This window comes from Daejeonella sp. H1SJ63, assembly GCF_029360775.1.
Lineage (GTDB): Bacteria > Bacteroidota > Bacteroidia > Sphingobacteriales > Sphingobacteriaceae > Daejeonella.
The window spans coordinates 42,756-55,186 of the sequence record NZ_JARKMZ010000007.1 but is presented as its reverse complement, the minus strand read 5'-3'; the positions used below and the strand labels follow the sequence as shown (position 1 = coordinate 55,186).

8 protein-coding genes are annotated in these 12,431 nt (G+C 42.8%); 7 read left to right on the top strand and 1 reads right to left on the bottom strand.

Features of this window, described 5'->3' with window-relative positions; all coding sequences use genetic code 11:
- Positions 1–5: 5 nt before the first annotated feature.
- From P2W72_RS02785 to P2W72_RS02755, 7 genes are all read left to right on the top strand, one after another.
- On the top strand, positions 6–383 hold the full coding sequence (locus P2W72_RS02785) for a GxxExxY protein (RefSeq protein WP_276359359.1): 378 nt from the start codon (positions 6–8) through the stop codon (positions 381–383).
- Between the two features lie 243 nt (positions 384–626).
- Positions 627–1,415, top strand: a complete 789-nt coding sequence (locus P2W72_RS02780; protein ID WP_276359358.1) for a DUF1080 domain-containing protein — start codon at positions 627–629, stop codon at positions 1,413–1,415.
- 125 nt (positions 1,416–1,540) lie between these two features.
- Positions 1,541–4,621, top strand: a complete 3,081-nt coding sequence (locus P2W72_RS02775) for a PQQ-dependent sugar dehydrogenase (RefSeq protein ID WP_276359357.1) — start codon at positions 1,541–1,543, stop codon at positions 4,619–4,621.
- A 210-nt stretch (positions 4,622–4,831) separates the two neighbouring features.
- The gene (locus P2W72_RS02770; RefSeq protein WP_276359356.1) at positions 4,832–6,103 is read left to right on the top strand and encodes an amidohydrolase/deacetylase family metallohydrolase; all 1,272 of its coding nucleotides are present in this window, start codon (positions 4,832–4,834) and stop codon (positions 6,101–6,103) included.
- A 62-nt stretch (positions 6,104–6,165) separates the two neighbouring features.
- Complete coding sequence (locus P2W72_RS02765; protein WP_276359355.1) at positions 6,166–7,767, top strand: aminotransferase class V-fold PLP-dependent enzyme; 1,602 nt, start codon at positions 6,166–6,168, stop codon at positions 7,765–7,767.
- Positions 7,768–7,808: 41 nt separating this feature from the next.
- Positions 7,809–8,252, top strand: coding sequence for a cytochrome c (locus tag P2W72_RS02760; protein WP_276359354.1), 444 nt, complete (start codon positions 7,809–7,811; stop codon positions 8,250–8,252).
- Positions 8,253–8,301: 49 nt separating this feature from the next.
- Positions 8,302–9,441 carry a lactonase family protein gene (locus tag P2W72_RS02755; RefSeq protein ID WP_276359353.1) on the top strand — a complete coding sequence of 380 codons (1,140 nt, stop codon included), beginning with the start codon at positions 8,302–8,304 and terminating at the stop codon, positions 9,439–9,441.
- Positions 9,442–9,502: 61 nt separating this feature from the next.
- On the opposite strand, the gene dnaE is transcribed toward P2W72_RS02755, so the two are convergent.
- On the bottom strand, positions 9,503–12,430 hold the full coding sequence (gene dnaE, locus P2W72_RS02750) for a DNA polymerase III subunit alpha (protein WP_276359352.1): 2,928 nt from the start codon (positions 12,428–12,430) through the stop codon (positions 9,503–9,505).
- Between the last annotated feature and the right edge of the window lies 1 nt (position 12,431).

The following is a 12,431-nucleotide window of genomic DNA, read 5'->3' as shown; positions in this document are numbered from 1 at the left end:
AGTGAATGACAGAAAACGAAATATCATCAATAATTGTAAACACGGCTTACCATGTTCATTATAAACTTGGGCCAGGTTTGCTCGAATCGGTTTATGAAGAAATAATGTATTATGAGTTACGTAAACAGGGATTAAATGTTGAAAGACAACAAAGTATTCCGATAATTTGGGACGAGTTGAAAATGGAAATTGGTTTTAGGGCAGATTTAATTATTGAAAACAAAGTAATTGTTGAATTGAAATCAGTTGAAACGATCGCACCAGTTCATCCTAAGCAATTACTAACGTATTTAAAAGTTGCGGGAATCAGACTTGGATTGCTAATTAATTTCAACGAACCCTTTATTAAAAATGGAATAACTAGAATTGTTAATAATTTATAAACCTTTGCGTCTTAGCGTCTTTGCGAGAGGTTATTTGTTTTGTGTAATAATATTGGTAGTAGAAATTATAAAGTCGTCAATTGTAATATTTTTTTAAAAAAGGCCTCGCAAAGACGCTAAGACGCAAAAAGGGGGAAATCTTTCATGAATGATTTATAAGCCTTACACTTTAACATCTTTGCAAGTGCTAAAATTTTATATAATTCTTAGCAGCTAGAAACAAAATACAACAAAAAATATAGAATGATTTTAGGACTGAAAAAACAAATTATGAATAGCTCATTAAAAAGAGGACTAATGTTGCTTGGGATTCTGCTGATTGGTAGCAAGATATCTTATTCGCAGGAAACAATGTTTGAATTTGGAACATCAACCAGTATGGATGCGGTGTTATCTAAATCAAAAGAGAAAGAGAGCAAATTAAAATGGATAAACGTCAACACGACAAAAGATACCTGGAAGGTGATGAAAGATGGAACACTTTCCAATACCGGACTTCCAATTGGAGTTGTGCGTTCAGAAAAACAATATGAGAATTTTATTCTCCATGTGGAATGGAAGCATATGGAACCAGGAGGTAATTCTGGTGTGTTTGTATGGAGTGGTGCTAATCCTAAGGGTAAAAATCCTCTTCCTGACGGGGTTGAAGTACAGATGCTGGAACTTGATTGGGTGAATCTTAATTTGAGAGATGGGGTTAAACCTCCGATAGCCTACGTTCATGGTGAACTTTTTGGAGTTCAGGGAGTAAATACTACGCCCGACAATCCAAGAGGGGAAAGAAGTAAGTCGATAGAAAACCGCGCTAAGGGCAGGGGAGAATGGAATACCTATGATGTGGTTTGTGTTGATGGTGTGATCAAGCTTGCCGTTAACGGAAAATTCGTGAATGGTATCAGTAAATCCACTCAGAAAAAGGGATACCTGTGTCTTGAGGCTGAGGGTGCACAAATGTATTTCCGTAATTTCAGGGTTATTGAACTTGCACCAGGAGTTACCTCATCTGAACAGATTGCGCCATTACTGCCATAATAATCAGGTTTGCAACAGAAGGCTGTAATTGAAAAGATTACGGCCTTTTTATTTGATTACTTTTAAAGGATTATCATTTCCATTTATAATTTTGCGTGTTGCACTCAATGTAATAATCCAATTTGATGAAAAAATATATTCTCTTTCTATTAGCTGGTCTGATCATTTCTTCCTGTTCTCCGCATCGTCAGCCATTCAGGGTGCTTTATTTTTCTAAAGATACTACCGGCCGGCATGCAGAAAATCTGAAAATTGCAGGCAGAGCCAATGGCTGGAAAATTATTTTGACTAACAATGAAAATTATTTTCTTCAGGATTCACTTTCAGGGATGGATGCGATATTTCTGCCATATTCATCCGTTAACAGGTTGGGATACAGGTCTGTTCCTGAACTGAAACGTTATCTGGAAGCAGGGAGAGGTGGAATAATCACGATCCGGGACACTGTGTTGACTCAGCAATGGCCCTGGTTGAGTGCATGGAATGATCAGGGGGATGAGTGGAAACAGGATAAAGGCTGGGTCAGGAGGATAGAAATTAACTACAATGCAGATGATCTGAGAAAGTCGCTTGCAGAGAACATAGCAAAGAATAAGACTCCTGATTATGCACATGTAACAACCTCAAATGTACCTGACAGCAGCAGATATATCCGGACAGTTCTGGCACAGGGTTTTGATGAGCCCATGGCGATGGCAATACTTCCAAACAATGACGTAGTTCTTGCCGAGCGTAAAGGAAGTTTAAAAATCTACAATCGTGAAACTAAGCAAATACGAACCATCACTAATTTTAATGTATTCAGTGGCATTGAGGATGGCCTTTTAGGATTAGCGGCTGATCCCCGGTTCAAAGAAAATCACTGGATGTATTTTTATTATTCGGTGGCAGGTGAAAGAGCTGTTAACCGTTTGTCGAGATTTGAATTGAGTGGTGATAGTCTGGTTATGAGTTCGGAGAAAATTCTCATGGAAATTCCTACCCAGAGAAAATATTGCTGTCACTCAGCAGGCTATATTACATTTGATAAGAATGGCCTGTTGTATCTTTCAACCGGTGATAATACGAATGCTGAAGAAACTGAAGGATATACTCCGGTTGATGAGCGCCCGGGACATTCCCTGGCTGATGATCAGGCTACAGCGGCAAATACCAATGATCTGAGAGGAAAAATATTGCGCATTAAGCCTTTGGATAATGGAACTTATGCTATTCCTGAGGGTAATTTGTTTCCCGAAGGGAATCCCAAAGGTCGGCCGGAAATTTATATCATGGGCTCCCGAAATCCTTACCGATTCAGTGTGGATAAGAAAAGTAATTATTTGTATTGGGGGGATGTTGGTCCGGATACCAAAGTAATGGGACAAGAAGGAGAGTTTATGAGTTATGATGAAATCAATCAGGCCAGAAAGCCGGGCTTTTATGGCTGGCCCTATTTTTTAGGTAATAACGAAGCGTTCCCGAAGTACGATTTTGCAACAAAGCAGCCGGGGGCAAAGAAGGATCCTTCCAATCCGGTAAACGACTCGCCGAATAATACCGGAGAGCGCATTTTACCTCCTGCACAGCCGGCTATGATCTGGTTTGGTAAAAAGACATCGAAGCGCTTTCCTCTGCTTGGTAATGGAGGGGCTTCCGCAATGGCCGGACCTGTTTATTACAGCGATCAATATCCCGGCTCTCCTTATAAATTGCACGACTATTACAATGGTAAATTATTTATCTATGAATGGATCCGGGGATGGATCATGGCAGTAAGCCTCGACGAAAATGGGAATTACCTTCGGATGGAGCCTTTTCTGGAGCATCTTAAATTTAAGGCTCCGGTTGATATGCAGTTTGGGCCTGACGGGGCTTTGTATGTACTGGAATATGGTACTAACTGGTTCTCTAAAAATATCGATGCGAAGCTTGTTCGAATTGAATACATGGAAGGGAACAGAAATCCGGTAGCAGAGATAGCTATAGATAAACAATATGGAGCGGCTCCATTTACGGTACATTTTTCAGGTAAAAAATCTCTAGATCATGACCCTGATGATCAGTTAAGTTATAGCTGGAATCTGGATGGCAAAGATTTGAAAGGTGAAACGATAAGTTATACGTTTGTCAAATCCGGGGTTCATACAGTCACGCTAACAGTCAGCGACAATAAAGGTGGAAAAGGTATTGTAACATCACAGGTTTTTGCGGGGAATACTCCACCCGAGATCCGGATTGCAACATCGGCCAACCGTAGTTTTTACTGGGATAATTCCTTGCTCGACTATCAGGTGCTTGTTAACGATCAGGAAGAAAAAATAATTAACCCTGAAAAAGTAAAAGTCTCTTTTGGCTACATACCGCGCGGGAAGGACCTTGCTGTAATTTTGAGCAGAAATCAGGATGCCGGAAGTTCGGGATATTTAAAGGGGCAACAACTTGCAGCCACTCTGGATTGCAGAGCCTGTCATTCTCTGGATAAGGCATCTGTAGGGCCCACATATCAGGCTATTTCAACGCGCTATAAAGGCAAAGCAGCAGCAGTTGCAAGCCTGAGCGATAAAATCATAAAGGGTGGCAGCGGAGTTTGGGGTGAACGAGCCATGACGCCTCATCCTGAGCTTTCTAAAGCTGATGCTGAGGAAATCGTTAATTATATCCTTTCGGTATCCGAAAAACCTGAAAAACAAGCTTTGAATGATAGAATTGTGTTAAAAGATCATATAGGAAAGGGAACAGAAGGTACTTACCTGCTGAACGCAAGTTATACTGATCAGGGAGCAAATGGGATTGAACCCATTCAAAGTCGCGATTATATTGCTTTGAGAAACCCTCTTGTGCAGGCTGAAGATTTTGATGAGGGCAATGTACGCTTAGGAACCATCACAACAGTTTTTCTTACGTATGCCACAGGTATTGGTCATAACAGTTTTATGCGTTTTAATAAAATCGACCTTAGCCATGTAAAGCAATTGAAATACAGGGTTCAGGCACAGGCCGGAGGGAAAATAGAAGTTCGGATTGGCCGGATGGACGGGCCTCTTATCAGTTCGCTGAATATTCCTTCAAGACCTGCAGGTGTTCAGGCTTCATGGAAAGAGTTTATGGCTGATCTGAATGAAACTTCCGGAGTACACGATCTTTATTTTGTTTTTACAGATACAGCAGGGAAGAAAGGTTTATTCGATATAGACTGGATTTATTTTTCAAATATCAGGGAATAAGAATTGGATTATGAGCTTCCTTGTTTGTATTTTATAATATGAACAGGGAGTTTTTAATTTGTTGTTTCACAGGTATGCAGGAACGTTTTGAGAATCCCCAAAATCATTGAAAAATTACATAAGCAGCCGCAAAAATTCAGTATTTTTCCTAATATTTAGCTTTTTATTCAGGAGAGATCAAATCTCATTTAATTAATCAGAACATTCATAATGCAAAAATTATTTCTGTTACTTTTTTCCATTTTAAGCATTCAGGTTATGGCTCAGAAGGCAGATCCAATGTATGCAATAATTATCAAGGGTGGACATGTGATTGACCCGAAGAACAGCATCAACGAAGTGATGGATGTGGCCATCGATAAGGCGGGTAAGATAGCAGCCGTTTCAAAAAATATTGATCCAGAATCTGCAGCGCGTGTGGTGAATGCAAAGGGCTTGTATGTAACACCGGGTATCATTGATATGCATACTCATAATTTCGCCGGGACTGAGCCTGACAAGTATTTGAGAAACAGTTATTATGCCAATCAGCCGGATGGCTTTACTTTCCGCACAGGGGTTACTACAGTAGTGGATGCCGGGAGTGCAGGCTGGAGAAACTTCGAGAAGTTTAAGGATCAGACCATTGACAGGGCAAGAACCAGGGTGCTTGCATTTCTGAATATTGTTGGTGAAGGAATGGCCGGCGGTGCCACCGAGCAAAATAACGAAGATATGGACGCCCGATTATCAGCAGATATGGCTCTGAAATACAAGGAGCAAATTGTTGGTTTCAAGGTGGCACATTACAATAAACCGGATTGGGTTCCGATTGACCGGGCTATTGAAGCCGGTAAGGTCGCAGGAAATATTCCGGTAATCGTGGATTTCGGAGGCGGAGGTTTATCGCTTGAAGAACTTACCATGAAGAAATTCCGTCCGGGAGATATTTATACCCATACGTATGGTGGCGGAGGCAAAGAGCGTGAAGCAATTACTGATGAGGAAACAAAGAAACTTCGTCCTTTCGTTTTTGAGGCAAGAAACAGAGGTGTGATCTGGGATGTTGGTCATGGTGCTGCCAGTTTTTCATTTGCTCATGCAATTCCTGCAACAAAGGAAGGATTCTTCCCAGATGTGATCAGTACTGACCATCATGGAGGAAGTATGAATTCTGCCATGAAAGATATTTTGAATGTGATGAACAAGTTCCTGACCCTTGGAATGGAAGTTCCGGCGATCATCAATTCGGTGACATGGAAGCCGGCACAGGTAATTCACAGAGAGCAGCTTGGTAATTTGTCGGTAGGTTCAGAGGGGGATGTTACAGTTTTGCGTATCCGTAAAGGTAAGTTTGGAGTTTTTGACCAGATGGGACAGAAACTTGAAGGAAACAAAAAGTTTGAGTGTGAAGTAACGATCAAAGGCGGAAGGGTATTTTATGATCTGAATGGGTTAACTAATCCACTCCCGAGAGTAGCAGGCGGACTTCCTGCACTCTGATTTTTTAATCATTAAAGTCTGCATCCCGCACGTGCGGGATTAAAAACAAGAAAACTAAACGGATGAAAAGAAGAGAATTAATCAAAGGCCTGAGTCTGTTGCCGATTGCAGGTGCGGTTTCAGGAACTTCCATGCAATCAGCGTTTGCAGCGGCACCTTTAGCTCAGCAAAAAGCCGGGCAAAGTATATATGAGGCTATTGGTGTTCGTCCGCTGATTAATGCCCGTGGTACAGTTACCGTTGTAGGAGCAAGCCAGATATTACCTGAAGTTCAGCAGGCGATGGATGAAGCGGTGAAGGAATATGTTCAGATTGATGAGCTGATGGATGCTGTAGGGGCAAGACTGGGCAAGCTGACCGGAGCTGAATATGGCTATGTCAGTTCGGGTGCTTCAGCTGCAATCACTGCCGGAACCGCGGGTTGTGTAACCGGAGGTGATCCTGATAAATTATGGATGATTCCGGATCTTACAGGAATGAAGGATGAAGTGATTATTCCTGCTTATTCGCGTACAGCTTATGATGCTGCGGCAAAGGCGGTGGGTGTTCGAATGGTCGAGGTATCTGACCTTAATGATCTGAAGCTGGCTATTGGTCCGCGTACAGCTATGATCCTTGTTCTGGCTGGATCACGCTCTGAAAATGGTCCTTTGTCTTTGAGAGAAATTTCTTCAGTGGCGAAGCCTTTAGGTGTGCCGATCCTTGTGGATGCTGCCGCAGAGGGGCTTGAGCTGCCTAATCCTCATATTAGTCAGGGAGCTGACCTTGTAGCATACAGTGGAGGCAAATACCTTCGCGGACCACAGTGTGCCGGTTTGCTGATTGGCCGTAAAGATCTGATCATTGCTGCCCGTATTAATGCAGGTCCGCATCATGGTTTTGGCCGTGGATTTAAAGTGGGCCGGGAGGAGATCATGGGCATGCTTGCTGCCGTAGAAACATGGCATAAGCGCGATCATGCCGGAGAATGGAAAACCTGGGTTTCATGGGCAAATCATATTATCCAGCGACTTTCTAAAATTCCGGGTGTAAGCACTACACTGGTTGAACCGAAAGCACGTTCAAACCGGGCTCCATCTGTTACGGTAAAGTGGGATAACTCTGTTATTCAGCTCACCGGCGAGGATTTGGAAAAGCTTTTATGGGATGGAAGTCCGAGAATTGCAGTAAGCGGTGCCGGAAGCTTTTTACCTTTCCCTCCGAATCTTCAGCCGAATATCAGCGTAGCTACTTCATCACTTCAGGCAGGTGAAGAAAAGATCATTGCTGAAAAGCTATTCTCGATCCTGTCTAAACCGCCAATGATTAAGCGGGCAGCAGGAGCTCCGGGAACTAATCTGACCGGTCAGTGGGATCTTAAAATGAAGTTCTCTGCAAGTACAGTGGATCAGGTCCTGATCCTTGAGCAGGAAGGATCAACATTAATCGGGACTCACATTGCCAGCATCGGATCACGCGATCTTGACGGTACTCTGCATGGCAATGATGTTTTGATCAGGAGCTCTTATACCAAAGACGGGGTGCGGATAAATTATACATTTACAGGAACAGTTCAGGGTAATACCATGCAGGGCGAAGTGAGTTTGAGCGAGTATGGTGATGCTGAGTGGTCAGCCCAAAGGCATGAGTATCGTCCGGCAGGCTCTCCGCGTTCAAGAGGATAAAAGTAAGTATATCCGGGTTCAGTCCGGATAAATTTAAGATAATGTCAAAAAGCAAATTTGTGTTTATTCTTGCCGGACTGGCGATGTCCCTTATCTCTTTTACGGGGAATATCGAAGCACTGCAGCAGCCGTGGACAGCTCCTTCATGGACTGATACTTTGTACAACCCTTACCATGTTGAACCGCTGACCCTGCCACAGGCACAGGAAGTATATAATCTGTATTGTGTTTCCTGTCATGGTAATCAGGGTGAGGGGTATCCACTGGAGCATACTAATCAGGAAGTGCCTGATTTTAAGGATGACCATGTGAAACAGCAAAGCGATGGCGCTTTGTACTGGAAAATACGCGAAGGCCGGGGAATTATGCGGGGGTTTAAATCAAAATTGTCAGACGAGCAGCACTGGCAGCTGGTAGAGTATATCCGCGATCTTTCCAGGCCTTTTGACCAACAAAAAAATCCTTTCAAAATTTTTAATAATTAATAACGAATCCTTTTTTTATTTTTAAGAATCATTTACTAAAAACATGATTATGAGGAAGTTTATTTCGTTTTGTATTACAGCTGTTCTGTTCTTTACAGGTTTAGCAAATCTTTTTGCCCAGTCAGATTCAAAAGAGATTATCTATGCCGGTACTTCTTCTGCACGGGGAAGTAAGGGAATTTATGTTCTGGAGTTCGATCGTTCTGCAGGAAAATTGCGGGAACTGCAAACGGTAAATGAGGGGAATGGTCCAGGTTTTTTAGCCTTAAGCCCTGATAAGAAGTTTCTCTATTCAATTTATGGAAAGGGAACTCTTGACGATGGAAACGGAGCACTAATGTCATTTTCTATCGATCCATTCACTGGTTTTTTGAAAAAACTTAATGAACAATCAGTAGGGGGTAAGGGTCCTGCACATGTCAGCATTGATCCTCTGGGTCGCTTTGCCTATGTTTCCAATTATGGCGATGCAAGTGTTACTGTTTTCCCGATTAACTCTGATGGTACTTTGGCTAAAGCTTCTGAATATATTAAACATACCGGTAAGAGTATTGATCAGCAGCGTCAGACCAGGCCTTATCCGCACTCTTCAATCCCTTCAGCAGATGGTAAGTTTCTGTATGTTTCAGACTTGGGTACAGATAAGATCGTGATCTACCAGGTATTGGCTGCCGGCAGACTTAAACCTGCACAGGTTCCTTATGCAGATGTAGTTCCAGGCTCCGGTCCGCGACACTTTAAAATCCATAAGAATGGAAAGTTTGCCTATTCTGTAGATGAGTTGTCAAGTACGATTGTTGGTTTTAAAGTGAATAAAAAAACCGGTGCTTTGACTACTATTGAGCGCTTGAATATGCTTCCTGGCGATTTTAAGGAGGTAAGTCATGCTTCTGACGTCCATTTTTCTCCTGACCAGAAATTTATCTATGCATCAAACAGGGGGCATGAAAGTCTTGTTATTTTTAAGGTAAATGATAAAAATGGTAAGCTCACTTTGGTTGGGCACGAGCCAACAGGAGGCAAACATCCCAGAAATTTTATGATAGATAGCGAGGGTAAGTTCGCACTGGTAGGAAATATGAATACTGATAATGTGGTAATCTTTGACAGGGATGCTAAAACCGGAAAGCTGAAACCTAACGGACAGCAGTATACTATTCCGGGTGTTACCTGTTTAATTCAATATTAATTCATCAGGAATATATACCTGCATTTAACGACTTCCGGGTTTATAAACCCGGAAGTCATTTTTATATAAAGGGGTTATCCCTAATCGGCAGCTTGGCGAATTTAATAACCTCAATGCTCTGAGAACCAAAATCATCAACTACCTTTCCCTCAATCAGATAACAGCCTTTTCCTCTGAAAGGATAGGATGGAGTATTATCAGGGAAATGTACGGTATCCATAAAATCGCCTTCAGCATCCAGAAAGGTGCCAAACCACATTTTTTTATTGTTTCTGGTTCGTACGGTCTTTTCACAAACATAATTTCCTACTATTCGTACAGTTTTTCCGATATTTTTTGAGAGTTTATTTACCTGAACATCTCCGCGGTAAGAAGATCTGATCATGTCGAACATATTCATACTGAGAGGGTAACCTAATAGTTCAAGTTCAGTATAGGCATCTTCCAGCAGGGAGCTTTCCAGTTCGGGCAGATAGAATTCTTTGACTTCTGTGCAGAACAGTTCAGTGCTTTGTTTAGGGGCTGTTTTGCTGCCCAAGTAATTGTGAACTTCCCATAAGAGCTCTTTTTTATTCTTCCCGCAAGCGCCGATACGGATCAGGATAATTGCCTGGTCAAGTGATACAGAGGTTCTTTTAATGAAATCCTGAAGATTAAGGTAGGGGCCGTTTGCCATCCGTTCTGCCGGGATCAGCTCAATAAGCTGCGCTTCAAGCCCCTGCAATCCGATAAAGCCCAGCCATACCTCTTTACCCTTAATGGTGACTTTTGCTTCGCTATTGTTTATACAGGGTAAATGTATCCGGGCTCCTGATCTTTGCAGTTCATGAACGTATACCCAGCGCTGGTAAAAGCCGCCGTAATTATTCAGTACAGCCACCATAAACTCAAGCGGATAATAGGTTTTCAGGAAGAGGCTCTGGCAGCTCTCTACAGCGAAGGAAGCGGAGTGAGCTTTTGAAAAGCTGTAACCTGCAAATGATGAAACCTGCCGCCAGACTTCTTCGGTAGTTTTCTCATCCCTGCCGATCTCTTTTGCACGATCGAAAAATCGTTGAACCAGGCGGTCGAATTCTTTTTTGGAGCGGTATTTCCCGCTCATTCCCCGTCGCAAAACATCGGCATCGCTGAGGTCGAGCCCGGCATAATGATAACAGATTTTGATCACATCTTCCTGATAAACCATTATTCCAAAGGTTTCCTGAAGATGTTCCTTCATTACCGGATGCAGATACTCTACTTTTTCCGGAGCATGGTAATTGCGGATAAATGCACTCATCATTCCGGATGAAGCTACCCCCGGTCTTATGATTGAGCTTGCGGCAACGAGCGTGAGATAATCCTCACATCCCAGTTTTTTCAGCAGCTGCCGCATGGCCGGCGATTCAATGTAAAAGCAACCAATCGTATTTCCTGTCTTCAGTCTTGCATTGATCTTTGGGTCTTTCATGAACGAGCTGACTGCATGGATATCCAGCTTTTCTTTCTGATTTGACCGGATCAGATCTACCGCTTCCCTGATATGTCCGATTCCCCTCTGACTAAGAATATCAAACTTCTCGTATCCGATAGCTTCTGACTCATACATATCCCATTGTACCGTTGGCATTCCTTTGGGCGGAAGATCGAGAGCGGTATAATAAGTAACCGGTTCTTCCGATATCAGTATGCCACCTGCATGAATGGATCGTTGGTTAGGCATATCCTTCATCATGCTTTGAATAGCCATAATCTTTTTGAAAGTTGCATTATCCCGATTCTCATTTAATCGTGTCGGATCAGTAAAACTGTCAATCTCCTGCTTTGGCAAACCCATAACTTTGCCGATCTCGCGAATGATTGAGCGGTCTTTAAAGGTGCTCATTGTGCCGAGCAATGCAGTATGCTTATCGCCATAACGCCTGAAGATATAGTTCTGCACATCTCCGCGTTCATCCCAACTGTAGTCAATGTCAAAGTCAGGCGGACTGCTCCGCTGCCGGTTCAGGAAACGTTCAAAATAGAGATCGAGTTCTATCGGGTCTACATCTGTGATGCGCAGACAATAGGAAACAATACTGTTGGCGCCTGAACCCCGTCCGATATGGTAATAGCCTCTGGACATGGAGTAGCGGATAATATCCCAGGTAATCAGAAAATAAGCTGAGAAGTGCAGCTCATCAATAACCGACAGCTCCTTCTGTACCCGTTCTAAAGCTTCCCTGTTCGATCTCCCATATCGGTATTCCATTCCTTCCATAGCGAGTTTTTCCAGCAGCTCTTTATCATCTTTGGCCGATCCGGTAAATGTCTTCCGGTTTTTTGAGCCCTTTTCAAAGCTGCTGCTGCAGTTGTTCATCAGTTTTTCAGTATTGCTGATGATGAAAGGATAAGCCTGGTAAAGTTGTTTCAGCTTATTTTCAGGAAGGAATATTTCCTGCTCATGGCAACGGTCATCTTCTCCGATTTTTGAGAGCAAGGTGTTCAGGTCTATTCCTCTCAGATAGGTATGCAGACGGTGTTCGATCTTATTTCCTACGGTTACGCTGTGCAGAGCCACTATCTTTTCTTTGATTTGCGATAATGGTTTCCCGAAAAGGCTGTTCAGGTCACGGTAGGCGATGCCCAGAAATTCATTCTCTTTAAGTACAGGCTGTTCTCCCCTGTAGGGATAGATGATATATGCGTTCCGGAAGTCCCATGGCTTGTCGGGCAGTTCCATGCCGTTCAGGTTGTAGAAAGTCAGGAAATCATTCAGCTCCTTCATCCCCTCACGGTTACGGGCAATACCGATATAAAGGATACGGCCGGATCTTCTGAATTCGATTCCTGTAATTGCTTTTAATTTTTTGTCCTGACATTCCCTGATAAACTCCATGGCTCCGGTCGAATTATTGATATCAGTCAGTGCCATTTGTTCAATGCCCATTGCCGCAGCCTCTGCAACCAGTTTTTCGATTGTCATGGTGCCATAGCGAAGGCTGTAAGAGGAATGAACATTCAGGTACATG

Excerpts from the sequence above, each read along its gene's own strand:
- P2W72_RS02785 (WP_276359359.1), top strand. The coding sequence starts at position 6 with ATGACAGAAAACGAAATATCATCAATAATTGTAAACACGGCTTACCAT.
- P2W72_RS02780 (WP_276359358.1), top strand. The coding sequence starts at position 627 with ATGATTTTAGGACTGAAAAAACAAATTATGAATAGCTCATTAAAAAGA.
- P2W72_RS02775 (WP_276359357.1), top strand. The coding sequence starts at position 1,541 with ATGAAAAAATATATTCTCTTTCTATTAGCTGGTCTGATCATTTCTTCC.
- P2W72_RS02770 (WP_276359356.1), top strand. The coding sequence starts at position 4,832 with ATGCAAAAATTATTTCTGTTACTTTTTTCCATTTTAAGCATTCAGGTT.
- P2W72_RS02765 (WP_276359355.1), top strand. The coding sequence starts at position 6,166 with ATGAAAAGAAGAGAATTAATCAAAGGCCTGAGTCTGTTGCCGATTGCA.
- P2W72_RS02760 (WP_276359354.1), top strand. The coding sequence starts at position 7,809 with ATGTCAAAAAGCAAATTTGTGTTTATTCTTGCCGGACTGGCGATGTCC.
- P2W72_RS02755 (WP_276359353.1), top strand. The coding sequence starts at position 8,302 with ATGAGGAAGTTTATTTCGTTTTGTATTACAGCTGTTCTGTTCTTTACA.
- dnaE (WP_276359352.1), bottom strand. The coding sequence starts at position 12,430 with ATGTACCTGAATGTTCATTCCTCTTACAGCCTTCGCTATGGCACCATG.